Annotated in this window: 22 protein-coding genes and 5 pseudogenes; 8 read left to right on the top strand and 19 right to left on the bottom strand. The window is 30.4% G+C overall.

The features are described 5' to 3' along the window. Window positions 1-688 (top strand): annotated as a pseudogene (locus tag RH98_RS15370) (IS1595 family transposase); the annotation flags it as partial. A 343-nt stretch (window positions 689-1031) separates the two neighbouring features. On the opposite strand, the gene RH98_RS01185 reads toward RH98_RS15370, so the two are convergent. Continuing rightward, a complete protein-coding gene (locus RH98_RS01185) occupies window positions 1032-2135 on the bottom strand; it encodes a hypothetical protein (protein ID WP_010249592.1) in 1104 nt (367 codons plus the stop codon). A gap of 286 nt (window positions 2136-2421) precedes the next feature. Here RH98_RS01185 and RH98_RS15965 point away from each other — a divergent pair, with 286 nt between their 5' ends. The 7 genes and pseudogenes from RH98_RS15965 to RH98_RS01155 all read left to right on the top strand — a co-directional run. Further along, window positions 2422-3000: a LuxR C-terminal-related transcriptional regulator gene (locus tag RH98_RS15965; protein WP_237717492.1), complete on the top strand. Its 579-nt coding sequence runs from the start codon at window positions 2422-2424 to the stop codon at window positions 2998-3000. A gap of 48 nt (window positions 3001-3048) precedes the next feature. Continuing rightward, on the top strand, window positions 3049-3975 hold the full coding sequence (locus RH98_RS15960; RefSeq protein WP_237717491.1) for a Mu transposase domain-containing protein: 927 nt from the start codon (window positions 3049-3051) through the stop codon (window positions 3973-3975). 18 nt (window positions 3976-3993) lie between these two features. Beyond that, a complete protein-coding gene (locus tag RH98_RS01175) occupies window positions 3994-4305 on the top strand; it encodes an ATP-binding protein (RefSeq protein WP_010249591.1) in 312 nt (103 codons plus the stop codon). Between the two features lie 25 nt (window positions 4306-4330). After that, complete coding sequence (gene tnpA, locus RH98_RS01170) at window positions 4331-4615, top strand: IS66 family insertion sequence element accessory protein TnpA (RefSeq protein WP_026038660.1); 285 nt, start codon at window positions 4331-4333, stop codon at window positions 4613-4615. After that, window positions 4615-4878 carry an IS66 family insertion sequence element accessory protein TnpB gene (gene tnpB, locus RH98_RS01165; protein ID WP_081498605.1) on the top strand — a complete coding sequence of 88 codons (264 nt, stop codon included), beginning with the start codon at window positions 4615-4617 and terminating at the stop codon, window positions 4876-4878. Before tnpA ends, tnpB begins: the two co-directional genes overlap by 1 nt. A 124-nt stretch (window positions 4879-5002) precedes the next feature. Beyond that, window positions 5003-6578 (top strand): annotated as a pseudogene (tnpC, locus tag RH98_RS01160) (IS66 family transposase). Between the two features lie 39 nt (window positions 6579-6617). Then, window positions 6618-7088 (top strand): annotated as a pseudogene (locus tag RH98_RS01155) (ATP-binding protein); the annotation flags it as partial. A gap of 363 nt (window positions 7089-7451) precedes the next feature. Here RH98_RS01155 and nagB read toward each other — a convergent pair. The 18 genes and pseudogenes from nagB to RH98_RS01065 all read right to left on the bottom strand — a co-directional run bounded on the left by nagB (window position 7452) and on the right by RH98_RS01065 (window position 25770). Further along, entirely contained in the window at window positions 7452-8252 is an 801-nt protein-coding gene (nagB, locus tag RH98_RS01150) for a glucosamine-6-phosphate deaminase (protein ID WP_010249585.1), read from the bottom strand. 364 nt (window positions 8253-8616) lie between these two features. Further along, the gene (locus RH98_RS01145; protein ID WP_010249583.1) at window positions 8617-9756 is read right to left on the bottom strand and encodes a DegT/DnrJ/EryC1/StrS family aminotransferase; all 1140 of its coding nucleotides are present in this window, start codon (window positions 9754-9756) and stop codon (window positions 8617-8619) included. 144 nt (window positions 9757-9900) lie between these two features. Further along, a pseudogene (locus RH98_RS16230) lies at window positions 9901-10504 on the bottom strand (acetyltransferase). A 17-nt stretch (window positions 10505-10521) separates the two neighbouring features. Then, window positions 10522-11166 carry an acetyltransferase gene (locus tag RH98_RS01135; RefSeq protein WP_010249577.1) on the bottom strand — a complete coding sequence of 215 codons (645 nt, stop codon included), beginning with the start codon at window positions 11164-11166 and terminating at the stop codon, window positions 10522-10524. 21 nt (window positions 11167-11187) lie between these two features. Continuing rightward, window positions 11188-11794 (bottom strand): annotated as a pseudogene (locus tag RH98_RS01130) (sugar transferase). Further along, entirely contained in the window at window positions 11794-12978 is a 1185-nt protein-coding gene (locus RH98_RS01125) for a glycosyltransferase family 4 protein (RefSeq protein ID WP_010249573.1), read from the bottom strand. Before RH98_RS01125 ends, RH98_RS01130 begins: the two are co-directional and overlap by 1 nt. Window positions 12979-12990: 12 nt before the next feature. Next, on the bottom strand, window positions 12991-13827 hold the full coding sequence (locus RH98_RS01120) for a hypothetical protein (RefSeq protein WP_010249571.1): 837 nt from the start codon (window positions 13825-13827) through the stop codon (window positions 12991-12993). Beyond that, complete coding sequence (locus RH98_RS01115) at window positions 13814-15262, bottom strand: oligosaccharide flippase family protein (protein ID WP_010249570.1); 1449 nt, start codon at window positions 15260-15262, stop codon at window positions 13814-13816. The genes RH98_RS01120 and RH98_RS01115 overlap by 14 nt, the downstream gene beginning before the upstream one ends. Next, window positions 15246-16274 carry a glycosyltransferase family 4 protein gene (locus tag RH98_RS01110; RefSeq protein WP_010249569.1) on the bottom strand — a complete coding sequence of 343 codons (1029 nt, stop codon included), beginning with the start codon at window positions 16272-16274 and terminating at the stop codon, window positions 15246-15248. Before RH98_RS01110 ends, RH98_RS01115 begins: the two co-directional genes overlap by 17 nt. 4 nt (window positions 16275-16278) lie before the next feature. Continuing rightward, the gene (locus RH98_RS01105; RefSeq protein WP_010249568.1) at window positions 16279-17427 is read right to left on the bottom strand and encodes an O-antigen ligase family protein; all 1149 of its coding nucleotides are present in this window, start codon (window positions 17425-17427) and stop codon (window positions 16279-16281) included. Then, window positions 17408-18316, bottom strand: coding sequence for a glycosyltransferase family 2 protein (locus tag RH98_RS15160; RefSeq protein ID WP_010249567.1), 909 nt, complete (start codon window positions 18314-18316; stop codon window positions 17408-17410). The genes RH98_RS01105 and RH98_RS15160 overlap by 20 nt, the downstream gene beginning before the upstream one ends. Continuing rightward, on the bottom strand, window positions 18316-19122 hold the full coding sequence (locus RH98_RS01095; RefSeq protein WP_010249566.1) for a hypothetical protein: 807 nt from the start codon (window positions 19120-19122) through the stop codon (window positions 18316-18318). Before RH98_RS01095 ends, RH98_RS15160 begins: the two co-directional genes overlap by 1 nt. Before the next feature lie 4 nt (window positions 19123-19126). Further along, a complete protein-coding gene (locus tag RH98_RS01090) occupies window positions 19127-20167 on the bottom strand; it encodes an ATP-grasp domain-containing protein (RefSeq protein ID WP_010249564.1) in 1041 nt (346 codons plus the stop codon). 2 nt (window positions 20168-20169) lie between these two features. Continuing rightward, on the bottom strand, window positions 20170-21465 hold the full coding sequence (locus RH98_RS01085) for a nucleotide sugar dehydrogenase (protein WP_010249562.1): 1296 nt from the start codon (window positions 21463-21465) through the stop codon (window positions 20170-20172). 32 nt (window positions 21466-21497) lie between these two features. Continuing rightward, entirely contained in the window at window positions 21498-22466 is a 969-nt protein-coding gene (locus RH98_RS01080; RefSeq protein ID WP_010249560.1) for an SDR family oxidoreductase, read from the bottom strand. A gap of 15 nt (window positions 22467-22481) precedes the next feature. Next, a complete protein-coding gene (locus RH98_RS01075) occupies window positions 22482-23882 on the bottom strand; it encodes a UDP-glucose 6-dehydrogenase (protein WP_010249558.1) in 1401 nt (466 codons plus the stop codon). A gap of 516 nt (window positions 23883-24398) precedes the next feature. Further along, a complete protein-coding gene (locus RH98_RS15720) occupies window positions 24399-25193 on the bottom strand; it encodes a response regulator transcription factor (protein WP_158427100.1) in 795 nt (264 codons plus the stop codon). Window positions 25194-25518: 325 nt separating this feature from the next. Next, a complete protein-coding gene (locus tag RH98_RS01065) occupies window positions 25519-25770 on the bottom strand; it encodes a hypothetical protein (protein ID WP_010249555.1) in 252 nt (83 codons plus the stop codon). Between the last annotated feature and the right edge of the window lie 1094 nt (window positions 25771-26864).

Genomic DNA, 26864 nt, shown 5'->3' with positions numbered 1-26864 from the left:
TATTTCATAAAGTTAAGTTTGGTTTATATAAAGCGTTTATGATTGTGTTTGAAATGACAACTTCTACAAAAAGTATCTCTAGTATTCAAATGGGTAAACGTTATGGTATAAGCCAACCAACAGCATGGGGATTTATGCACAAAGTACGTATAGCTATGCAAAGTAGTGAACAATATCCTATGACCCAAACAGTTCATGTAGATGAGTTTGTTGTGGGAGGATATGAACAAGGTAAACCAGGGAGAAGTTATGATAGCAAAAAGACTAAAGCTGTGATAGCTGTGGAATTAAATACTCAAAGCAAAGTAAAAAGAGCCTACGTTAAGAGTATTGATGATTACTCAGCTAAGTCATTAACTACTATATTCGAACAACATATTTCACAAGATGCTAATGTAGCGACGGATAAATAGAGAGGGTACAATCCTTTGAAAAAGAAATATAATATTACTCAAAAAGAAAGTGATAAAGGAGCTAATTTTAAAGAATTACATGTAATAATTCACCAACTTAAATCCCGGATTAGGACAGTACCTTCACATATCCATAAGAAATACATCCAAGCTACTTTAATGAATTTGTATATAGGTTAAATAGATCCTTATTTAAGGAAACTATTTTTTATAACACAATTGTTAAGATGGTTAAGGCAAAAACAACTTCTTTAAATATGATTAACGGAAACTAAACAGATAACTCAATAACTTTTAAAGGATGATCAACAAATGTAAATCATCTTTTTGGCTCTTTTTTACAGAAGCGTTTTATACAATAACCAACCTAATATTAGGGAATCTAAACCTTAAAATGACTTTTTAAGGTTCGACTAGCTAACACCTCCCTTTGTAATGGTGTGTGGGGCACTTACCCCCTAGAGTATTTCCCATGCTAGTTACACAAACACAAGGGACTGTCTTAAAAAGACAGCCCCTTTTTACATAATCAACATAATTCACTTAAACTCATACTAACTTAAAGTGAATTTTAAAATAAATCTAACAATATTACAACTTTAATCTTAAATACTCTATTTAATCATCTGAGTCTTTTGGCAGGGATTCAAAAAAGTATAATATTCCATTATAATCTATATTAATACTATTTTGATCACTTTTATAATTAAATTTTAAATCACCAAGACCTTCTGCATTATCATTTCCTACCCCTAAACCATTATTGGGTACCTTAAACTCTGTGATTTGTAAATCGTAGGTACCAAAATTAGCACCAGTTTGACCATTTTTTGACTCTGCAATAAAATCAAATTTTGTCATAGCAAATACGTAAACTAACTCAACTTTTGTCTTTCTACTAGGCAGTATTCTAGATCCGTAATCTATTACCTCTGTTCCATTTGTAACTATAGAGGGATTCTCAATATAAAGAGTCAAAGACAACAAATTAAAATCATCTCCATCACGTGAAACAATATTATACACATATTGATTAGCCGCTGTACCATCTTCTAGAAAGTAAACCTGATCAACTAATCTATTATTACCGTTGTGATCTATCACATTAGCTATCTCTATATTTACAACCACAACATCAAGACCATACTGGTTATCATTGATAGTAAAAAGAGGTTTAACCTCTACTACTAATTCTTGACTATCGCTATATCCTTGTGCATTAGCAATAAAAACATAAGTTCCAAACTCCTTAATTAAATAATCAAAACCACTCAAAAGTTTATCTTCAGTCTTATCATATATCTGTGCATTTTCTACATCATTACCTTTATTATCTTTTACCACAAAGTTTACTGTATCTCCAATCTTTGGGTTTCTATTTGTAATAGACAGTACAAGGGTAGCCTCTCCTTGATCTTTAACAATTATTTCTATAGGTGGGCTATCTTTACATCCATTCTTTTTAGCTATTACCTGATAAACTCCTACTTCCTCAAACATATGAGGTGTATATATCCGTGTATCATTAATAAATAACTCTGCCTCTGGGTCTCGCTTATTATCCAACATAGTTGTAAACTTGACATACCCCCCAACTCCTACTTCATTTTTGTTAGCGATCAGGGTTAACTCTCCCTTCTTTACCTTGTTAGTTGAATTATCATCACTACTACAAGAGAGTACTAAAACAACAGTTAATAAAAACAACAATAATCTTTTCATATGTATTCATTTAAATATTTGATAAAACAACAAAAAAATAACACATAATAATTACACAATTCAAATAGTTACAATATTATTTATAAAAACAAATAAATAATTAAACAAAAAATTAACATAAATTAGATATTTCGGTTCGATTTGTGCCAGTGATTCCGTTTCGATTTGCGCCAGTTTTCGGTTTGATTTGTGCCACTTAAAATTACACTTGTAGTTATTTCGGTTCAAACCGTGCCACTTTGGAAAGTTAATTACATCTATCTTGTTCTTTTCAAAACGATAAGATATGGCTAATAAACTTGAACCAATGGACTTAAAACAAATTATTACCTTACATTTAGATGGCTGTAGCAATCGAAAAATAGCTACTACACTAAGTATTTCACGTAATACTGTCAATACCTATATGCAACTCTTTACTGCCAGTGAGTATTCACTTGAGCAGCTCTTATCGTTTGAGACACTTCAATTATCAGAGCTTTTTTCTAGTTTTACTACTGTTGATACTCAGCGTCATAATGCATTGATGTTGTACTTTGAAATAGTAAATAAAGTTCGTAATCATCCTGGTTTTACCTTTCTCTATCACTATAGTCAATATGCTGAAACTGCAGAAAATCCCTATAGTTATACTCAGTTTATGGAACACTATAATCGCAAGTATAAACAAGAAAAAGTTTCAATGAAGTTAGAGCATGAACCTGGCAAAGAAATGTACATAGACTTTGCAGGTAAAAAGCTTTCGTATGTAGATAAACATACAGGAGAAATAATACCTGTAGAAGTTTTTGTGGCTATCCTTCCCAACAGTCAATACACCTATGTTCAAGCATGTGCTAGTCAAAAGAAAGAAGATTTAATCTAGTGTTGTATCAATGCCTTACACTTTTATGGAGGTGTTCCTCTGGCTATTGTGTCTGATAATCTAAAATCAGCTGTATCTCGTTCTAGTAAATATGAAGCTCAGATCAATCGAAGCTTTAAAGACTTTGCCTCCCATTATAGTTGTGTTGTAAATCCAACAAGAGCCTATTCTCCCCAAGATAAAGCCCTTGTGGAGAACGCAGTTAACTTAGTGTATCAGAGAATCTATTATCCTATTAAAGAGATGACCTTCTTTTCCTTAGAGGAGCTAAACCAAGAAATAAAAACAAGATTAACTCATTACAATGGGCTGCTTTTTCAGCGTAAGGAAGCAAGTCGCGTAGAACTGTTCCAGTCTGTAGAAAGGCAATATTTAAAAACTCTGCCATCTTCTAACTATCAAATCAAAGATTATAAAAGAGCTAAAGTACAAAAGATAGGTTATGTATATTTCTCACCTGACAAAAGCTATTACAGTGTTCCTTACCGTTATATAGGATATCATACCACGATTCATTACACCAATACCACAGTTGAAGTTTATTACAATCATATACGCATAGCCCTGCATAAACGAAATCCTACCAATGGGTCGTATAACACAATAAAAAAACATCTATCAAGTACACATCAATACTACACTAGTTGGAGTCCAGAATTCTTAAAAAAGCAAGCGCAACTTCATGGCGAGAATGTAGTGAAATGTGTAGAGAGAATACTTGATAATGTTGAATATCCTGAAATAGGGTATAAACGAGTTATGGGAGTAATACAGCTACATAAAAGCTATGGTTCAGATAGATTAGAAAAGGCCTGTGAACTTGCTTTAAAAGAGAACATAGCAACTTATACCCACATTAAAAACATCCTTCATCACAAGATGGATCTCAATCAAGAAACAATACAACAACTCAACGCAGATACTCCTCATATCCCTTCACACACCAATATTAGAGGAGCTTCTTCTTATCAATAAATTTTAATCATTAATTATATGGATAACAATCAGACTATCGAAAAACTAAAAGCAATGCGATTAAGCGACATGGTTTCATTACACAACAGACACATGAAAGACAACACAATCACATCTTTTACCATTGATGAATACATTGCTTTACTAACAGACCATGAGTATGAAAACAGACAGAATAGAAAAATAGAAAGATTAATTAAACAAGCTAATTTTAGGCAAAATGCTAGTATTGCTGATATTAATTATACCCATAATAGAGATCTTGACAAAAATGCTTTTAATAGGTATCCACCTGAGCAACTGCATCTTTCACAAGCTAACGTAAGATAGTAAGTTTGTCTCAAATACTAAAAAGATGAACAAACAGCAAATCATGTATTCTCATGTAGAGGATTGGAAAGGAAGTGGGTTAACGCAGGCCGTTTACTGTGAAGAGCAAGGATTAAAGTTGCCAACCTTTAGTTATTGGGTTCGAAAATATCATAAAGATCACCAACAAGATAATTCGAGTAGTTTTATCGCCATTAGTAAAGATCATTTAATCAAAAAGGAATACGAGATTATTTATCCCAATGGAGTTAAGCTTCGCGTTCACACGGAAAACTTAAGTGAGTTATATTCTTTATTACAGCTTGGATAATGTTTAGTTTAAGTAGTTTCCATCAATTCTATTTGTATAAATCTGCCTGTGATATGCGCAAGAGTTTTGATAGTTTGTGTGGTATTGTTCAAAACGAACTCAATCAAGTTGCTCATAATGGGAGCGTCTATGTTTTTATCAATCGCCGCGGTAATCAAATGAAACTTCTCCATTGGGAAACGGGTGGATTTGTGTTATATCACAAACGATTAGAACAAGGAACTTTTGCTTTTCCTATCCATAATCGCACTCAAATCAGTTGAAGCGATTTGGTATTAATGATAGAGGGAATCCAAGTGATAAAAAGCAGTCAAAAAAGACGTTTTTTATTAAAGTAAATACACTAAAAACCTTGTATAATCAAGGCTTTTGACGTATATTTCCGTCATGGAAATAGACTTGGAAAACTTATCAAAACAAGAACTTTTGGCGCTTATAAAACAGCAGTCCAAAACTATTTCCAAACAAGAAAAGGCAAATATTAAAATTGAATCTGAACTCAAGAAAGAGAAGGGAAAATCAGCCGAACTTGAAGAAAAAACGATTGAACTTCAACGCTTAGTTGATCTTCTCCGTCGAATGCAATTTGGGCAAAAGCGAGAGCGTTTTGAAGATCCTAATCAAACAGCGTTACCTTTAGATGTTGAACCTGAAGTTGTGCAAGAACAAGAAGAAGTAATCAAACAAGAGATTACCTACTCTCGTGAAAAGAAAAAACACCCAGGAAGAGCGAAACTACCCAATCATTTACCTGTAGAAGAAATAGAAATCCATCCAGAGGGGGATTTATCTGATAAGGTCTGCATTGGAAAAGAAACGACAGATGTACTAGACTACGTTCCAGGTTACTTTAAAATTAAACGTTACATCCGATATAAATACGCAACCAAAGACAAAGACGATACGCAAATTAGTATTGGATTACTTCCAGAGCGAATTATCGAAAAAGGCATACCATCTAATAGGCTCTTAGCTATACTCCTTGTTTTTAAGTATATGGATCACCTGCCCTTATACCGTCAAAAACAGATTTTTTCAAGAGAAGGCATAGATATCGCTTCCTCTACTATAGAGGGGTGGGCCGCTCAAGAGATGGATGCTTTAAAACCACTATATGAAAGGTTGTTGATGGATATCAAAAACCAAGGGTACCTTCAAGTAGATGAAACCACTATCAAGGTTTTGGATGAGAAAAAGAAAGACAAATCTCATCTAGGGTATTACTGGGTCTATCACGCCCCTATATCCAAGCTAGTGATGTTTACTTACAGTCCTACGCGTAGCAGTAGTGCTGCACTCCCTGTATTAGAAAACTTTAAAGGATATCTGCAAACCGACGGTTATAGCGGATACAGAGCCTATGGACAAAAGTTAGAGGTAACACACCTTGGCTGTTGGGCACATGCTCGTCGTGAGTTTGAACGTGCTTTAGACAATGACAAAACAAAAGCACAGCATGTACTGGTACAAATACAAAAACTATATGCTGTAGAACGAAAAGCGAAAGAACAAAACTTAGCTCCAGAGCAAATTAAAGAACTTCGTCTGAAAGAGAGTTTACCCATCATCAACGAACTTGGTAAATATATGTTTGCTCAAATGAAACTTACTTTGCCTAAAAGTCAAATAGGAAAAGCCTTTACTTACTCCCAAACTAGATGGGATAACCTAAGTGCGTATTTATATGATGGAAATCTTCAAATAGACAACAACCTAGTTGAAAACGCAATCAGACCGGTAGCATTGGGCCGTAAAAACTATCTCTTTGCTGGCTGGATCTCACCATGCGGCACAAAGAGCAGCGATGATCTATACGTTTTTTGCTAACTGTAAAAAGCATGACGTTAACCCGTATCAGTGGTTAAAATATGTTCTTGAAAACATACAATCCATCAATCACAAGAATATCTCAGACTTATATCCGCATAATTGCAAGAAACTTATTGTTGATACTGTAGAATAATATTTATATCCTACAAGATGTACTTGCTTGGGGGCATACTTTAATAGGCTAACAACCTTAGATTTTATACTGAAAAAACAGAATATTATTTTAACTGGAGCCAGTGGAGTTGGTAAAAGTTATCTTGCTCAAGCCTTAGGAAATCAAGCTTGTCTTATGGAATATAAGGTACTTTATTTTAATACAGCCAATCTATTTAACCTGCTAAAATCAAGTAAAATAGATGGAACTTATCAAAGAGAAATCAAGAAAGTACTTAAATGTGACTTGCTTATTTTAGATGACTTTGGACTACAACCTTTTGATAATCTGATTAGAGAAGCGCTTTTTGATATCGTTGATCAAAGGTATAATCAAGCTTCTATTATTTTATCCTCACAAATACCTGTAGCTGCTTGGTATCCTTTAATTGGGGAAAATACTATTGCAGATGCGGTTCTTGATCGAATCGTCAACTCTTCTCATAGAATAGATCTCAATGGAGAATCAATGAGGAAGACAAACTTTTAGCGTTTGAAATAACTTTTTTTGTATTATTGTATAACTTTTTAAAGTGGCACCATTTGACCGAAATAGGTGGCACGGTCTGACCGAAATACCCATAAATAGCATTTATCATTCTTAATTATTACAAAATGAAATAAAATAACAGTTATAAACCAACAAATAAGTTTTGTAATGAAATTCAACAACTATAACTTGAAACTGATTTAAGGAAACTATAAAATAATAACAACAAAAAAGGGGCTGTATTTTTAAGACAGTCCCTTAATATATTTTCTTTCTTTTATAATCAAATAATACTTCGCAAAGCTTTTCCTATTATCAATTTCTCATTTCTTGTTTGCCTTTATTCAGCTCAAAAGGAAAAACTTACACTTTAATATTACTCAAAAGTGAAGCCGCTTCTGCATCCAATATATACTCCACGTTTTTATATTTCTGTAAAAAAGTAGCAGGAACATCAGGTGTTATATGTCCCTCTAGTGCCTTTTGTATAATCTCTGCTTTGCGTTTACTTAGCGCTAGTAAAATAATTTCTTTAGCACCAGTAATTGTTTGAATCCCCATAGTAATTGCCTGAGAAGGAACCTTCTCTTTACCACCGAAATCACCAGAGGCATCCTCCCTTGTAATATCATTTAGCGTGACCAAGCGAGTCTTCGTCACATCATCTGACCCAGGTTCATTAAAACCGATATGTCCCGTACGACCTATACCTAGTAATTGAATATCCAATCCACCATAATTCTGAATCTTTTGTTCATATAAGTCGCAGTAGGCTTGTATTGCCTCTATAGACAATGTGCCATCAGGAATATGAATCTGATGTGTAGGAACATCAATATGATTAAACAATTGTTGCTTCATAAAACTAACATAGCTTTGCTCCTCCACTGGCATCATAGGATAATACTCATCGAGATTAAACGAAATCATATTCTTAAAACTAAGTCCTTCATTTCGGTGCATACGCACTAGCTGTTGGTATACCCCTTTTGGCGTTGACCCAGTTGCTAGTCCGATTATAGCATGTTCCCCTTTTGTTTGTTTCTCTTTTATAATTGACGCTATACGATTAGCGGTATATAGCGAAGCCTCTTCTTGATTTTTATAGACCTTAACAGCCTTTTCTTTTTCTAATTTTAAATCTATTGTACTGCTTTCTTTCATCTGCAAAATTTTTAATCCAATAGGCTGTAACGTCACCTCTATAACGATCACTTCTTATTTTGCATTGCCTCATCAGGATCACCCCATTATTAATGTAACCTTTAAAAGCATTAAGTAGATTTCTATAAATAGCCCTACATTCTGCCTACTTGTCAAAAAAATGATTCCCAAAGTTACATTATTTAAATATATATTGAATAAGGAAATCCGTAAAACACTATCTATATTGAGTAAAACAAAGAAAAAAGCATTGCATAAAAAAACGCATAAATAACCATTATGCGTTTTTTATTATTTTTTATGGTTGATAACCACAATTCTTAACTATATATAAAGAATATTATATTTATCTTTTTTAAAAAAATTATTTCTCAAAAAATACTTTAATAGCTTTAGCAATACGCCCTCTATCCTCATCCGATAGATTAGATCCTGAAGGCAAACAAAGTCCAGTATTAAACAACTCCTCCGCTACAGAACCACCGTAATAAGGTGCATCAGCAAAAACAGGTTGTAAATGCATCGGCTTCCAAAGTGGACGCGTTTCAATATTATCTTCAAGCAAAGCCAAACGCAATTGCTCTCTATTTTTCCCTGCTACTTTTTCATCAATTGTAATACAACTCAGCCAATGATTAGAAAAGAAATCCTCAGATGGTTCCATAAAAACAGTCACTCCATCAATATCTTTAAATAATTCTTGATAGAACTTATTATTTGCACGGCGAGCTGCTATTCGTTCATTGATTACCTCCATCTGTCCACGTCCAATACCGGCACAAATGTTACTCATACGATAATTATATCCGATATGTGAATGCTGATAGTGAGGTGCATTGTCTCTTGCTTGTGTCGATAAGAAAACCGTATGTTCTTTTTGTTCTTTTGTATTACATACCAAAGCACCACCACCAGAAGTCGTGATAATTTTATTTCCATTAAAACTCAATGCCGCCATTGTACCAAACGTACCGCATGCACGTCCTTTAAATTTACTACCTAATCCTTCTGCTGCATCTTCTAAAACTGGTATATTATATTTATTAGCTACAGCCATAATCTCATCCATCTTAGCAGGCATTCCATATAAATGAACGGGAAGAATTGCCTTAGGCAATTTTCCTGTTGCAAGTGAACGACTCTTTATTGCCTCTTCTAAGGCTATAGGGCACATATTCCAAGTATCTTTTTCACTATCAACAAAAACAGGGTTTGCTCCTAAATAAGCAATTGGGTTCGCAGAAGCTGAAAAAGTCATCGTTTGACAAATCACTTCATCACCAGGTTCTATTCCTAAATTAATTAATCCTAAATGCAAAGCAGCTGTACCAGCACTCAAAGCTGCTACTTGTACATCTTCACCTAAAAATTGTTCTAAATCAGCTTCAAAACCGTTTACGTTAGGTCCAAGTGGAGCCACCCAGTTTTGATCAAATGCTTCATGAATGTAGTTAAGTTCTGTTCCTCCCATGTGTGGAGAGGATAACCATATTTTTGAATTCATTATATTGAAATGTTTTTGTTCTGTTATTTTGTATGTCAAATGTACGAATTATGCGATTCAATTAATACTTAATTTAGCAAAGTAGTCTATTTATTTAGTCACAAAAAAACCTACTATCAATTTGATAATAGGTTTTCTCTTTCGCTATATTTTTTCATTATATTTTATAACCTTACCAGGATTGCCTACTATAACTGCATAGTCAGGTACATCCCTAATAATAATTGCCCCTGCTCCTACAGTACACCATTTCCCTATTTTTACTCCTTGTATTACAGAGACACCAATACCAATATGAGTTCCTTCTCCAACTTCTACATTACCTGCCAAAGCGGCATTAGGAGAAATATGGACAAAATCAGCAATAATACAATCATGATCTATAGAAGCATTTGTATTAATAATACAATGCTTTCCTATCTTTACATCACTATTTATCGTTGCTCCCATCATGACTACAGAACCATCTTCAACAGTAGCACGTTTACTTACATTAGCTCTAAGAGAGAACATAGTTTTTTAAAAAAAAATTCTCAGATTGTAATACAATATTTTTTCTTATAAAATTATCACCAATACTAACAATTGCTTCACCAACTAAATTATCAATACTATTAGAAATAACTTTATAATCTAATATCTTAGTGATACTTAAGTCACAATCAATAAATCCTTTAATATAAATTTTATTTTCCTCTGCTATTTCCGCTACAACTTTTCCATGTCCACTAGCTCCTATTAAATACATTCCCTAAATTTATTCTCTTATTCATGAAATTTTATTGGTTTAGCCGGTATACCTACAGCAGTACATTTTTCTGGTAGTGTTTTAGCTACTACTGCTCCTGCACCTACTATTGTATACTCACCAATTTCTAGTAAATTAATAATTTTTGCACCTGTTCCTACATATACACCTTCCCCTATTACTACTTCTCCAGAAATATTAACCGAAGGCATAAATGAAGAATAACTATTAATTATAGTATCATGACCAACTGTACAAGATAAATTTAGAATAACAAAGTCCTTAATTTCGATATTACAAGTAATTATTGTCCCTGCGCAAATAACATTTCCTTGTCCTAATGAAACAAAATCTTTAGAGATTAATGCAAAAGGAGAAATTATATTAGGAAAACTAATTAAGGAATTATCTATCAAAGAAATGATTTTTGCTTTTATTTTAGGATCGCCAATAGAAACAACAAGTGCAATTTCCTCTTCTAACGCATTTAAATCTTTTATTCCTCCTAGTACTGGATAATTATTAATGATAGAACCTTTTTTCTTACCATCATCATAAAATCCAATAAAATCATAAATCGTTTCTACTTTATTTATACTATCTATAATAGTCTTTACTTCTCTACCAAAACCACCAGCTCCAAATATTGCTATTTTTTTCATACTAATACTATTCTATTTTTATTAATTCTTACCATTAAAAGCTTCTGCTGTTACTTGTCCTTCTTGAGATATTCCTTCCCTTATAAATACTTTTTTTATTGTTAAAAAAAAATATCTTTATATCTAAAAACAAACTAATATGATCAACATAATATACATCTAATTCAAATTTACGTTTCCATGAAATTGCATTACGACCATTTACTTGAGCCCAACCTGTAATTCCAGGTTTTACTTCATGTCTTCTAGCTTGTTCACTACTATATAAAGATAAATATTGTGGTAATAAAGGTCTTGGTCCTATTAAGCTCATATCTCCTTTTAACACATTAATTAACTGAGGTATTTCGTCAAGCGAAGTCTTACGCACAAAAGCACCAATTGGTGTTAAACGATCTGCGTCAGATAATAAATTACCCATATTATCTTTCTTGTCATTCATCGTTTTAAACTTTACAATCTTAAAGATAGATTCTCCTTTACCTGGCCGTTTCTGAAAGAAAAAAGGCTTTCCATGATTAGCAAAGTATAAACCTATAGCTACAACTATAAATATTGGACTTAATAAAGTCAACCCTATTAATGCTGCCAAAAAATCTAATATCCTTTTCAAAAAATATTTATACATTATAACGATTCTATAATTTGAACTATTTGTTTGGTTAAAATACTCTTATCAAACTTATTCTCAGCTAACCATCGTGATTTTTCACCCATTTCTCTAACACTATCAGGGTTAGCTTGCAATTCCAATATTCTATCAACTAATTCTTGTGGCACATTTGGATTCACATAAAAACCACATCTATATTCTTCTACTAAATCTTTTGTCCAACCAGCAGAATTCACAATAATTGGTTTTCCAGCCGACAATGAATCAAATAACTTGTTAGGAGAATTAGTATATAAAATAGGAAGATCCAAAAAACTCACAATAGATACATCAGAAAAATTAACAATTTCAGATGTCTTATTCATTGGAAATTTTCCTAGAAACTTAACATTTGTTAAATCAAACTCTATACATTTTTCCTTTAAATCCTGCTCCGTCGATCCACCTCCTATAAACAAAAAATGAATTGAAGTATTATCCTTCAGTAGTTTTGCTGCTTCAATTATACTATCTGCTCCATTTGCTTTTCCTAGTGCTCCAAAATGAATAACTTTAAATATCTCTTTCTTAATGCCTAAAGATTCCATAAGACTAAAATTATAAGGTCTTGGCCAGAATTCATCAATTTTTGACATATTAGGCACCATTGAAACCTTTGATTTATCAATATACTTTAATACTCCATCACACATACCTGGAGATAGAGCTATCACATGTCTTGCATTATTATAAATCGTTTTTTCCAAACGCAGTGCTAAACTACGTACTATAGGATTTCTTAAAGCTCCCATTTGAATTGGTACTTCTGGCCATAAATCTCGAACTTCAAAAACATAAGGTACTTTTTTAAACATCTTCATAATTAATGCAGGTACACCAATAGTTAAAGGAGTCGAAGTAGCAAATAGTAAATCTATATCTTTTTGTCTTAGCGCTATTTTTGAAGATTTATACATGAAAGATAAAAAAGCTTTAAAACGTTGTGCTATAGACATATTTTGACTATATTCCTCATTTATATAGATTACCTTAATCCCATCTACAAACATTTCTATAACCTTTTCCTTATATTTAGTAGAAGATGTAATCATAGTGACATTATGACCATGTTTAATCATTTCCTGTGCTATCCAATAGGATCTAGTACCTCCAGGTTCTTTTGGGGTTATAAAATACTGATGTATATATAATATATTCATTTTAAATATACTTTATTTGTAATTCTTTACAGATTCTCTAATTAAAAACAAATCATTAATTGTACTAGCATTAAATTTAAAATTTTGACGAAACCTAATATCTTCAACGAAACTACACCAACTATCAAAAGTTAAAAACTGAAAAGACTCTGCCGCAAAAAAATAATCCTTACATTTTAAAGCATTTAATCGTTCTTGATAAATGAAACGACGCTTTGGAAGGTTTGCTTGACTAGGATAAAACTTTGAAAAAGCAGACCACTTCTCTTTTACTACTTCCTTATTCATCCCTAAAATAAAATTAACGCAATTATAATTTAAAGGTACTGAAATTTGATAAAACACTATATTTTTTACTTTTAAATCTTCTTTAGAATAACTCTCATTTAATATATCATATAAAATATAATTCACTTCACGATGCTCAAAATGCCAATCAATCAAAGGTGTAATAAAGAAAAAATTAAATTTATTATTCATTAATACATGCTTTAACCCTACATACACATCTTCTTCAGTATTAATAATATTTTTTATTTGATATGTCTTACAAAAATTTTGAAACTCTAGTTCTCTATTTAATTTGTTATTTAGATTATTATTGCTTCCTGTTAAATTACAAAAAAACAACGTTATATCCGCTTTACTCTTATAATTCTTAATAAAATTAAAACATCCTATTAACTCATCATCGGCATGAGGAACAATAATTAAAACCTTTCCAGCAATAATTGTATTATTTGATAAAATTTTTTCATTTAACTCATATTTTTTTTTCACTTTAAAATATTGTTTTTTCCATTTGAGATTTCTAACAAAATCTATCAATAAAAACTTAATCTTTTTCATATACTGGTTTCTTTTTAAAAAACTTAGACAAGATAATATTTACAAATTTCCTTTCCCTATAAATCTGATAAGTTACAAAAACGCTAAATAAAATAATATCTAATAAAACATTTTCAACAGTAGTGCCTAAAAATATTTTCAATAAAAAAATGACAACTATTAAAACTATACTGCCAATATTTTGGATTACAAAATTCATATACTTTATCTGTAAAACTTTTTTTGTCTTCATTATTATAATTGGAAAATTCAAATACAAACATAAACTGCGGACGATAACATAAACAAACAAACCATAGTTTACAGAAAGAAATAATAAAGGAATAGTTATTCCTACCCCCACAACCGAATTCAATGCTAACAATCTAAACTTTCCTTCAGCTCTAAATCCTTCAACAATAGAAGTATTAAAATATTCCATCCCCATAATAAAAAAGATAACACTCAAAATTTTTGCAATACCCAACCATTGATCATTAAAAATAAAATCTTCCAAAAAATCCGAAAACAAAAAACCTCCTAAAGATAATACGGCTCCAAGAGAAAAAATCCCCCTTTGAGAAATTAACAAAAAATTTATAAACTTATGATAGTTCTCAAACCTTAATTTAGATAATGTACTAAACAAAACAGGTATTAATGCACCTAAAGACAAACTTGTACATGAACTAAACAAAACTCTTGCTGTATTATACATCCCATAATCCCCAGCAGATAATTTTGATGTTAACAAATAACTATCTAATAAAACAGGAATCATAATAAAAAGTTGTTCTACTGTATTCCATATACTATTTGAAAAAACTTTATTAAACAATTCAAAATCAAATAAATAAAACATTGGTCTCCAACTACTAACACTCCAAAGAGTAAGACAACTAATCGCAGAAGTAAGAACATTACTAATTACAAGTGCCCAATAACTTTGATAAACAACAGCTATCGGTATTGCAATTAAAAGAGGGATTAGAACAGTTATAATTCTTACGTAAAAAAGCTTTTTAAATTCTAATCTTTTTTTTAATAACGCTGTTTGGATAGAAGACAATGAGTAAAATAAAACCTGTAAAGACATAAATGATATTACTTCACCTGCATTCTCCTGTTTTAACAATATTCCTAAGTAATTCCCTCCAAAAAATAAAAAAAGAAATAACAAAAAACCTACTGCAGTATTTATACAAAAACCAACTGTCTGTATACGTAATTGTGTTTGTTCATCCCCATCATTCTGAATAATAACTTTACTAACCCCTAAATCTGATATGATATACATAAATCCTAAAATTGATGTAGCAATTGCAACTACACCAAAATCACTAGGAGATAGAAATCGTGTAAGAACTAAAAAGGATAAAGGAGAAATAAATTTAACACCTACTTCTGTAAGCATTGACCATTTTGAAGCTTCTAAAAAACTATTCTTTTCTGACATTAATCAAACTATTATAGATATCTATATATTTTATCACAGCTTCATCCCAAGAAAAATTCTCAATAAAAAATTTAGATTGACCTGCTATCTTATCTTTATAATACTCTTTCATAACCGCGTTCTTTATACTATTTATATTTGATGCTTTAAATGATGTGCAAAATTTGGAAATTCCAAAACTTTCAATCGGCAAAACATCCGTTACAGCGAGATTAATTCCTGCTGCGCCACCTTCAAAAAGAACGTTTCCAAAAATTTCCTTATGTGAAGGCAATACTAAAACTTGAGCATTTACATATAAACTTTCAAGTAACTCATCGCCATGTTTTAACCAATCAATAAATACAAAATTTTCATCAGCTAAATCTCTACACTCCTTATAATATGCCTTCTCATTAAAGTATTCCCCTCCCACAAATACAACAGGTATTCCTGTTCCCTTCAAAGCCTTTATAACATTTAATTGATTTTTATTTCTGTCAAATCTACCAACCTGTAGAACATATGGCTTTCTATACCCTAATATTTCAAATGCAAGCTGACTTTCTCTATACTTAAATACTAAATTAATCCCATTTGGGATTATATGAATCTTAGAACTATCAATTGAATAATTTTCTTCTATAAACTTCGCCTCTTTAATAGTTTGAGCAACAATTGCATCTGATTGTAGCAACATTTGCTGTGTAAACCAATAACCTGTTTTAACACGAAATATTTTACTGATTAATAGTCCTAATTTTATATTAATTTTTTTTTCAATTGCAATAACAGAAGATAAAACAATTTTTTTTCCTTTATTAGAAGAATAATTTACTAAATTATAGCTATCTAATGTTATCTTAAAAATATGTATTATATCAAAATCCTCTACTTTATCATTCCACTTATCAAATAATTTATATTCTTTGTTCCTCTTTGTTAAATATTCTAAATGTTTTTTAACACGCGTTTGCACCCCACCAGAAGTATTCTGGCACATTGTATTATAACTATCAATTAAAATCTTCATATTACTAAACCTTTTTATTGTAAGTACAACCTATTAAAACAAAACTCCATAATCCCCAACTAATACTATACGTAGAGCTAAACATCAAGATAGGAAACCATAAACACAAAAACCAAATAACTGTAATTTTTAAATCAATCTCTTTAATAGTGAAAATTTTAAAACTAGCATGCATAATTATTCCTAAAAACAATATTAAACCTAGCATACCAAATGAAATACTAATATCTAATATTAAATTATGTGGATATGTACCATATTCATTAATATAAAATGAACTTCCATTTCCAACAATTGGATTTTCTTCAAGCAGTATAATAGCTTTTTCCCATAAATCCTCCCTGCCACTTAACACAACTGAATCAACTTCTCGACTATCTAATTGATAAATAATTTTATATAAAGCATAACTAGTTAGCCCCACACTATCAAGAAAGTTATAAATTAATAGAAGAAAAGTTTTAACAAAACTAGAAAGAAATCCTATTAATAGGATGAGTATAAAAGCTCGTCCAAAGTACTTCTTTTTATTATAGGCAGTTACAAATTCAAATATTACAACGAATAATACAGCACAAAGACTAACACTTCTATTAGAAAATAGTATTACTGCAAATGAACTTGCTAAAAGTCCTAAGAACATCACTTTTTTATTGAAGTAACGATAACCTAAATATGTACCGATAAAGCATGGTAAACCCACTTTTAATCCATAATTCATATAGTCAGTAAAAGTCACATAATTGAAAAACGGATCAGAACCTAATAAACAAATAATAATTAATGAGATATTAGTATGATATAATAATAGTTTATTAAACGATTTTACCCGTGTCAACAAAACTAATGGTACAATGACACTATATAGAATATCATATAAGAATGTTCTTGAAAACAAATAATTTCTAAACAAATTATCTAAAACGATAAAAACAATAAAAAATATTATAAAAAAAACTTTCTCCTTTTGTACTCTTAGCTTTTTAGAAAAACTTAATATAAAACAAAATATAGTAATAAAAACTAAGATACCGGAACTAAAAGAAGGATACAAATGTAATAATGGCCTAGAATAGGTAAACGACCAAATATACAATACAAATGCTAACTCACTTAAAAAAAAAACTTTTTTATTACTGATTTCTAATTCCATTTAATTTCATTTTACAAAAAACAAATACTCTAGAAAAAGAATAATTTATAAATAACCTGGGAGAAATTTTACATCCTTCCATAATAGCCTTTAAAAGTAACTTCATATTTCTAGTTTTAACATGTGATACAAAGCGTAAACTAATATGTTTAACATAAATTTGCTTTTGGACTAAACTAGTTTGATTTAAAATATCTTCTTCAAATTTCATAAGAAACATTTTCTTATTTAGATCTAAATCATTATTTCTTAATATATTTTCACCCAAATTAGTCCCTAAAAAAACTAAAATTTCATTTACAAAACCAATTTTCCCTATTTTGAAATATCTCAACAAAAGTTCATAATCTTGATGTCTTTTAAAACTTGTATCAAAACCATTTAATCTAAACAATATTTCTTTCCTGAACATTAAAGTAGGGGTAAACATTGAAGTTTCCAACATAAGTAAGTCTTTAGTTAGATCACCTTCTTTACAATTTAAATGTATATTCCCTTTACCATCATCACTACCGCAGTAGCAAGCATCATACTCATTATTGTGTTGTAGAAAATAGACCTGCTTTAATAATTTCTCACTACCAAACCAATCATCATCATCCAAAAAACAAATGAAATCACCTTTGGATTCAAAAATACCAGTATTTCTAGCTGCAGCTCCATTCATGTTAACTTCATGCTGAATTAGTTTTACTTTCACATTATTCAAATCTTTAATTATATGATTTACCTTTTCACCAAACTCACTTCCAACTCCATTATCATCTACAACAATTATCTCAATATCTAAAATTCCCCCTAAATCTTGAGATAAACAAGAATTAATCGCCCTTTTTAATCCATCGCATCTTTTATAAGTAGGAATAATAACACTTACAATTACCTTCATTATCTCAAAGTCTTTAATTTCCTAATCCCCTTTAACATCAACCTGTATCTACCTACTAATGATCCATTTCCTTTAAACAATTTTCTTTTTATAATTAGAAAAAAAATGGAAATCAAATAAGATCTATATCCAAATAATCTATAAAAGACAGCTCCCTTTGTTTCAAAATACAGTTCATCAAACCCATTATACCATAAAGAATTTGAAAAAGATTTCTCTAAAATACTTTTAGGATAATAATATATGCTTAGTCCCTTATCTAAGCAATCAAAAAGAAATATATTTTCTTCTCCACATGTAAATATTCCACTACCTGAACCAAATCTCTCATCAAAATATATTCCCTTAACTGAAGTACGCTTAAAACTAACCAAAACAGAGGATACTTTCAAAGTATCTCTTTTGTTCAATTTTTTTACTCTAACACCAAAATTAGAAAATCCCCTAGATTCAGATAAACTTTCTCCTTTAAATATAATGATATCTGCCTCAGGTAGTTCTCTGTAAGCTTCTGTAACGATTAAAGGCATTTGTGAATTATATACAACATCATCATCGCATAATAAACAAATATCCTTTTTACTTAGTGAAATACTTAAGTTTCTACTTTTAGCTAATCCTTTATCTTTTATTGACCTAAAAACTAAGCCAACATTTTCAAAACTTTCAATAGGCTCAACACCTTCCTTGTAAATCTGATTTACAACAACTAAACCTTTTTCTTCATCTCTGCTGTAATTAATTCTATCTAATATATCTAAATTAGTTAGATTAGTTGTAGATAATAAAACTTGAATGGTATCCATAAACTTAATTAGCTATTTTTTCTAGAATTGCATTACAATACTCTGTTTCTAAATTAGATTTTCCCTCATTAAATACCCATTTTCCATTTTCATATGAATACCAGCCCTTAGAAGCTTGCAAAGCATAAGGTCCTAAAAATATACCAAATTGAAATTCAATTAATAATGCTTTTTTAGATTTACTATTAAATGCTATATCTAGCCCCATCAGGTTTTCTTGAAACTGCTCAGTGACACTCTTAGCACAATTCAAAACACTAAATAACTCCTCTCCTTCTGGTTGGTAAAAAATTCCTGATCCACTAGCTCTGAAATCATTTATTCTATTTTTCCTACCTAATATATAATATTTAGAACCATATCTTAAAACTTTACAATCACCTTCTAATTCATAAAAGGGTTGAATAATAAATTTTTTTCTATAATTTGTATACTCCCTTTTCAACTCTCCATTACTTCTAAGAAAGAGTTTTTTAATTCTAAGCAAAAATTCTTTTAATAAATATCTTACTGAATAATCTTTAACTTTAATACTCTTTTTAACTATATTTACTAACTCAGAAATATCATTCGCTTTCTGGACGCTTCGACTCCCAGCACCTTCAGCTAATTTAAAAATAACAGGAAATGAAAATGATTTACACATACTAAACTCTTCATATGTACCAAAAACTAAACTCCTATACTGCTCTTCCAGAACTAACTCATTTCTTAATAATTCCATAAAAACTTTATTATGGTGCGCTTGTAAACAATAATATTTTGGTAATAAAATCGCTCCTTTTCTATCAAGATACATACATATATCTTGAATATAACTTTTATAATAGAGTCCTTGATCTTCAGAAGAATGATATAAAACATACCATCCTTTAAAATCATCAAAATAATTAATCTCAGAAATTTTTTGAATCTTTACAACAAAGCCATTTGCTACAAATTTTTTTTTAATAGACTCAATATCCATAGATTGATAATTAATTAAATCATTTACTGAACATTGAAACTCACCACGATAATCAGTTAATATTAATATTTTCTTCATAACTATAGCCTTGAATCAACCTTAGAACCTAAAGCTCCTTTAACGTCATAAATAATAGATATCTCTTTCTTAAATTTATCTAGGTCAAGAGATAAAAGTTCTTTATGTGCTACTCCTAATATAATCGCATCAAACTTACTAGTAACTAACTCCTTAGAACTTAAAACACCATACTCATGCATTACTTCTGCAGGATTAGCCCAAGGATCATAAGTTGTTACATTTACTCCATAATCTTCTAATGCTTTAATCACATCTACAATTTTAGTATTACGTACATCAGGACAATTTTCTTTAAAAGTCACTCCAAGCATTAAAACTTCTGCTTTACTTACATTAATTCCTTTTTTAATCATGGTTTTCACTACTTGAGAAGCAACATATTCTCCCATAGAATCATTCAAACGACGGCCAGCTAAGATAATCTCAGGATGATATCCCTTTTCCATTGCTTTCTGCGCTAAATAATAAGGATCTACACCAATACAATGTCCTCCTACAAGTCCAGGTTTAAAAGGCAAGAAATTCCATTTCGTACCAGCAGCTTCTAATACAGCATGGGTATCAATTTCTAATAAGTTAAAGATCTTAGCTAATTCATTAACAAAAGCAATATTAATGTCGCGTTGAGAGTTTTCAATTACTTTAGCAGCCTCTGCTACCTTAATTGTTGGGGCTAAATGAGTACCTGCTGTAATCACAGCCTTATAGATATCATTAACTACTACTCCTATAGCAGGTGTACTCCCTGAAGTTACTTTTAAAATCTTCTCTACAGTATGTTCTTTATCACCAGGATTAATACGCTCTGGTGAATATCCGCAGAAGAAATCTTGGTTAAACTTTAATCCAGATACTTTTTCCAATACAGGAACACACTCCTCTTCAGTTACTCCGGGATATACTGTTGATTCATAAATCACAATATCTCCTTTTTTTAACACCATACCTACAGTTTCAGAAGACTTATATAAAGGTGTTAAGTCCGGACGATTGTGTTTATCTACCGGTGTTGGTACAGTCACTACATATACATTACAATTCGCGATATCTCCCATATCATAAGAACAAAATAGTCCTTTAGCATCGCCATGTAATACAGGATTAATATTTACTAAAGCTGATTGAAGAATTTCATCAGAAACCTCTAATGTACTGTCCTTTCCTTCTCTTAATTCAGCTATACGTTCTTTATTAATATCAAATCCTACTGTAGGGAATTTACTCCCAAATAATCTTGCTAAAGGTAAACCTACATATCCTAATCCTATAACTGCAATTTTATGCTGTGTGCTCATATATTTTTATAATTTTCTTTTTATTAATTAATTTACTTCAAATTCTTCCAATACCATTTTACAGCTTCTTTTAAACCTTCACCAATTGTATGCGTGGGTTCATATCCTAATAATTTTCTTGCTTTATCCACAGATGCTAAAGAGTGTGGGATATCCCCAACACGGTTTGGACCGTGTTTCACTTCTACATGAGCAATTTCAGCATCATAAGCCGATAAGGATTCTTTCAAGTACCTCACTAATTGATTCAAAGTAGTACGATCACCGACAGCTGTATTATAAACAGTATTAACAGCCTCTAAATTTTCTGTCAACATCGCTCTCTCATTCATTTGAATCACATTATCAATATAGGTAAAATCACGAGAGTAATCTCCTGTTCCATTAATCACAGGACTTTCATGTTTCATTAATTGTTTTACAAACAAAGGAATAACCGCAGCATAGGCTCCATTTGGATCTTGACGACGACCAAATACATTAAAATAACGAAGTCCTATAGTTTGAATACCATAAGTTTTACTAAAAACATCTGCATACAATTCATTAACATACTTTGTTACGGCATAAGGAGATAGAGGTTTTCCTATAATATCTTCTATTTTTGGTAAAATTTCAGAGTCTCCATATGTGGAAGAACTTGCCGCATATACAAATCGTTTAACGCCTTCATCTCGCGAAGCAACAAGCATATTTAAAAATCCGGACACATTAACATCATTACTTGTTATTGGATCTTTTACAGAACGAGGAACAGAACCTAATGCAGCTTGATGCAACACATAATCTACACCATTTACTGCTTTCTCACACATTTCTAAGTTACAGATATCTCCTTCTAATAATTCATAATTTTCATTGGTTAAAAAAGGGGCTATATTGTAGCGATGACCTGTTGCAAAATTATCTAAACAACGCACAGAATATCCTTTACTTAAAAAATACTCTGTCAAATTAGAACCAATAAAACCAGCTCCACCAGTAATTAAAATCTTTTTCATTACAAATTAAATATATTAGTTTCCCCTACCAATTGTATAAACTTCAAAACCTATTTTCTCTAATTCTTGGCGTTCTAAGATACTACGACCATCAAACACAAAAGCAGGCTTTTGCATACTATCATATATCTTTTGCCAATCATAGGTTTTAAACTCATCCCATTCTGTCAACACTGCTACGCCATGCGCACCTTTTAAAGCATCGTAAGCATCCTGGTGTACTGTTAGGTGTTTTTGATTCGCTTCTGCACTTCGTGTATTCAAATAATCTAAATCTGCTAACATTTGTTGCTTGGTTACTTTAGGATCATATACATGAATATTTGCTTCTTCTTCCATTAAATCATTAGCAACATATATGGCTGCTGATTCTCTTGTATCATTCGTATCTTTTTTAAATGCCCAACCTAAGAAAGCTATTTTCTTTCCATTTACTGTATTGAAAAGTGTAGTCACTATTTTTTCAGCAAAACGTCTTTTTTGGTGGTCATTCATAATTATTACTTGTTCCCAATAATCTGCAACTTCATGCAAACCATACGTTTTAGCAATATATACTAAGTTTAAAATATCTTTTTGAAAACATGAACCTCCAAAACCTACTGAAGCTTTCAAGAATTTATTACCAATACGACTATCTGTTCCAATGGCTCTACCCACTTCGTTAACATCCGCTCCTGAAACTTCACATAATTCTGAAATTGCATTAATAGAAGAAACACGTTGTGCTAAAAATGCATTTGCTGTTAATTTAGATAGTTCTGAAGACCAAACATTGGTTGTTAATATTTTTTCTTGTGGCACCCATGCTGCATAAATATCTACCAAGGCTTGTATTGCTTCTCTTCCTTCTGAAGTTTCAGCCCCTCCAATCAGTACTCGGTCTGGATTCAATAAATCCGTTACCGCTGTTCCTTCAGCTAAAAACTCTGGATTAGATAAAATTTGAAATTCTACTCCATTTCCAGTTTGATCTAATATTCGTTTTATCGCTTGTGCAGTACGAACAGGTAAAGTTGACTTCTCTACAACAATTTTATCCGTTTTAGCAACTCTTGCAATTTGACGAGCACACAGTTCAATATATTTTAAATCTGCAGCCATTCCTTTTCCTTTTCCATACGTTTTCGTAGGCGTATTCACAGAAATAAAAATCATATCTGCTTCATCAATAGCTTTATCCACATTCGTATCAAAAAATAAATTACGTCCCCTTGCTTCACCTACAATAACATCTAAACCGGGCTCATAGATAGGCAATTTACTTAAATCATCACCATTCCAAGCCGCTATACGCGCTTCATTAAGATCAACTACAGTAATTTGAATATCAGGGTTCTTTTGAGCGATTACTGACATGGTAGGCCCTCCAACATATCCTGCTCCAACGCAACAAATTTTTTGAATTTTTTTCATTTTATTATTCAATATATTATTCTTCTCAATAAATGAGCTTAATTCTAATTATAATTTCTATACAACAATACTGCTTTGATATTAAAATTACAATGCACAAAGTTACTAAATGTTGTATATTCATATTACGGAAAACCGCCTTTCTATATATTCACTTAGCTAACTTTCTTCACACTTAAAATCTTTTCATCAAATTAATACTCTTTTTGATTCACTAAATTTTATAAATATTATCACACTTTTTTACGATTTACAAAAGTACATTATTACCTGTTTATAACTCTAACTTTTTAAAAAAATTACGTCAATACTTACTTTTCTTTAGTGCCTAAACAACTCACCTTTTTACTTTACTTTCTTAAAATATATAAATAATCACAATCAATTTCACCCTTTCACCTACCCAACACAATCAAATAAATTGTTTTAACACAATTAACTAAATAAACTTAATTTCACATTCTTATTTATCAAGCTTTAATTTACCTACAAAACATTACTCTTACTTAATTAGTTTTACGAAGATAAATCGGTTAATAATTTATATTTTACATCAGAAAGCTCTGTTCTGGATTTAACCTTTAGTTTATTATAAATATTACTTATATGAAATCTTAACGTATTATATGAAAAACCTAAACTATCACATATTGATTTTGTGTCTTGTTGTTTCCACAAAAGAAAAAGTACTTCAATCTCGCGCGAGGTAAGCTGATACTTATTCTTAAGCATGTAACTAAGTTTATCATCATAGACAAGGGTGGATTTTAGTTTTTCAGCATTCTTTTTCTCTTGCTTTAGTAAACGGTGATACTCTTTTAATAGCAAAATATACTGAGCTATATCAACTTCATACTTTCGGTTAAGCTCCATAATTTTTACTATTCTTTGAATAAAAACATAGCCTATGGATAAGACAAATAATACAATTAAAAATAAAAGAGTTTTAAAATTTTGCTCCAACATACTTTTATTAAACCCAAAAACTTGGCAAAGGCATATACTAAGTGAAGTATTAAACAAAATAGTTAATAATATAAATCGTAAGTGATTTTTATTACTATAAAACAAATAGCATAAAAAAATACTACATATAGCTGATATTATATGAAGTGAATTCCAATACACTAAACTAGTATAAGACTGGAAAACACTACTGTAGATAATAATAATTATAGAAATAGTAATTATAGCTGTAATAGTTACTTTTAAAGTTATTTTTTTAATTTTTTTTGGTAAATATTCCCAAATAACACTTAAAAAAAGTCCAAGAGTATTTAAGATTACAAAAAAAACAAGAAATTTTTCCACATAATAAATTATAATTCCAAGTGTAAGATAACGTACTTAAAACTCGCCTAACATCAACGATTATCCATTAAATAAGTACTTAATTTATATTCACTTTTCAAAGATTTCATCAAAAAGATAGCAAAAATAATATGTATCTTATTTTGCTTTGTTAACAAGACATTAATAAAACAATATATAAGCCAGTTATTCTAACTTATATATTCTCTGGCTAATTACACTAAAATATGAGCTGCAAAAAAACAAAGAAAGTTTGCTTATCAATCAAACGACAATTATCTTATTGTTCCTTAAGTTTTATAAATGCAGCTCATTTTTTTAGTGACTATAAACTATCTTTAGATATTATGTAGTATTTTTTCTTTTTCCTATTAAACCATAAAAATCCGGTTTGCTTTATGATTTTTTTTATTGTGTAATTCTCATCAATTAGTTTTTTATGCAAATCATATGGAAGCTGCTCCAATAAAATTTGTTTTTTATTTTCTTGGCAAGCTAAGAGGTACTGTGTTTGAACCTTTTTAAACTCTAGTTCTAGATCATAGTTTTTGTAGGTTAAGGGATTGGCTGTTTTCATTATTAATTTTGTTTTGTTAGTAAGGGGTATATCTTCAGGTTGAATGGTAAATTAAATATCAACTCTTTATAGGTAAAAAACACCAAATTTTCTTTTTTGTTTTTGGGCAAATTAAGTTTAATTCAATGTAATTCCACAAAATCTAGGGGTGGACAAAAGCTGGTCAAAGGGTGGACATCTTTAATATTTATTGGTATTATATCATTTTTTATATGTTTTTAAAAAAGGCACCCTTTTTTAAGGGTACCTTTTAGATAACAACTTTTAAAGCTGGCTACTTTACTCCTTGATATTAAATGAAAATATTCAAACAAATTACAGCGATTAGTAAGGTGGTAGATATGAATATTTAAATCAATATTTAGGATCAAATCTCTGTTGTAAAAATGTTCTTTTTCACAAATAACAACTAAAAACAAAAAGAGCATTTCTTTACAAACTAAGATAAAAGTAAGCCACTTTTTACAAGTAAATTGTGACTTACTCTCTTTGTTGTTTCTGGCAATACAATAAAAAAACGACCTTTTTTAAAAACACTTTTAAAAGTTTTATTAAACAATATATCTAGGAGCTTATAAGTGTTTTTAAAGTTACCTCTTGTCAAAGTCCCCACTAAAAGCAAGAGGTAAAAAATAAAGGCATATCTTTTAAAGTCCCAAAGCAAATATAAATTCTTGTTTTCATTATTATTTCTAGCAAACCATACAGCATATTGTTAAACTACTTTTTTATATGGTTACAAAAAACACTAAATACTAAAAATCAACACATTACAAAACAAAAATAATAGATATATAATCATAAAATGAATTAACTTTAACATTATACTAGTAATAAACTACATATTTTAAGAGCTTATTTTATTAATTTTTCTCCTTATTACTTCCCTTTAAACGCAATCTTTTTATTTTTTTTAAGTTAAAACTTATAAAACATAAATAAGTAACTCTTAAAGATTAATAACTAAACAGTATTTTTTTTAAACACAATTTTTACAAAACTATACCATAGATTAGGCTTACTTAACAAGTAAAATGCCATTAAAGGCCAAAAATCGCCTTGAGTTTCTAGATTCTGATTTGCATCCTTAGAGT

Origin of the sequence: Myroides injenensis M09-0166 (assembly GCF_000246945.1) — a bacterium.
GTDB classification, from domain to species: domain Bacteria; phylum Bacteroidota; class Bacteroidia; order Flavobacteriales; family Flavobacteriaceae; genus Flavobacterium; species Flavobacterium injenense.
Note: the sequence above shows the minus strand (reverse complement) of the source record. Positions and strands in the feature narration are given on the sequence as shown.

Bases quoted from the DNA above. Each gene is read 5' to 3' on its own strand.
- RH98_RS01185 (WP_010249592.1), bottom strand. From the start codon at position 2,135: ATGAAAAGATTATTGTTGTTTTTATTAACTGTTGTTTTAGTACTCTCT.
- RH98_RS15965 (WP_237717492.1), top strand. From the start codon at position 2,422: ATGGCTAATAAACTTGAACCAATGGACTTAAAACAAATTATTACCTTA.
- RH98_RS01175 (WP_010249591.1), top strand. From the start codon at position 3,994: ATGGATAACAATCAGACTATCGAAAAACTAAAAGCAATGCGATTAAGC.
- tnpA (WP_026038660.1), top strand. From the start codon at position 4,331: ATGAACAAACAGCAAATCATGTATTCTCATGTAGAGGATTGGAAAGGA.
- tnpB (WP_081498605.1), top strand. From the start codon at position 4,615: ATGTTTAGTTTAAGTAGTTTCCATCAATTCTATTTGTATAAATCTGCC.
- nagB (WP_010249585.1), bottom strand. From the start codon at position 8,252: ATGAAAGAAAGCAGTACAATAGATTTAAAATTAGAAAAAGAAAAGGCT.
- RH98_RS01145 (WP_010249583.1), bottom strand. From the start codon at position 9,756: ATGAATTCAAAAATATGGTTATCCTCTCCACACATGGGAGGAACAGAA.
- RH98_RS01135 (WP_010249577.1), bottom strand. From the start codon at position 11,166: ATGAAAAAAATAGCAATATTTGGAGCTGGTGGTTTTGGTAGAGAAGTA.
- RH98_RS01125 (WP_010249573.1), bottom strand. From the start codon at position 12,978: ATGAATATATTATATATACATCAGTATTTTATAACCCCAAAAGAACCT.
- RH98_RS01120 (WP_010249571.1), bottom strand. From the start codon at position 13,827: ATGAAAAAGATTAAGTTTTTATTGATAGATTTTGTTAGAAATCTCAAA.
- RH98_RS01115 (WP_010249570.1), bottom strand. From the start codon at position 15,262: ATGTCAGAAAAGAATAGTTTTTTAGAAGCTTCAAAATGGTCAATGCTT.
- RH98_RS01110 (WP_010249569.1), bottom strand. From the start codon at position 16,274: ATGAAGATTTTAATTGATAGTTATAATACAATGTGCCAGAATACTTCT.
- RH98_RS01105 (WP_010249568.1), bottom strand. From the start codon at position 17,427: ATGGAATTAGAAATCAGTAATAAAAAAGTTTTTTTTTTAAGTGAGTTA.
- RH98_RS15160 (WP_010249567.1), bottom strand. From the start codon at position 18,316: ATGAAGGTAATTGTAAGTGTTATTATTCCTACTTATAAAAGATGCGAT.
- RH98_RS01095 (WP_010249566.1), bottom strand. From the start codon at position 19,122: ATGGATACCATTCAAGTTTTATTATCTACAACTAATCTAACTAATTTA.
- RH98_RS01090 (WP_010249564.1), bottom strand. From the start codon at position 20,167: ATGAAGAAAATATTAATATTAACTGATTATCGTGGTGAGTTTCAATGT.
- RH98_RS01085 (WP_010249562.1), bottom strand. From the start codon at position 21,465: ATGAGCACACAGCATAAAATTGCAGTTATAGGATTAGGATATGTAGGT.
- RH98_RS01080 (WP_010249560.1), bottom strand. From the start codon at position 22,466: ATGAAAAAGATTTTAATTACTGGTGGAGCTGGTTTTATTGGTTCTAAT.
- RH98_RS01075 (WP_010249558.1), bottom strand. From the start codon at position 23,882: ATGAAAAAAATTCAAAAAATTTGTTGCGTTGGAGCAGGATATGTTGGA.
- RH98_RS01065 (WP_010249555.1), bottom strand. From the start codon at position 25,770: ATGAAAACAGCCAATCCCTTAACCTACAAAAACTATGATCTAGAACTA.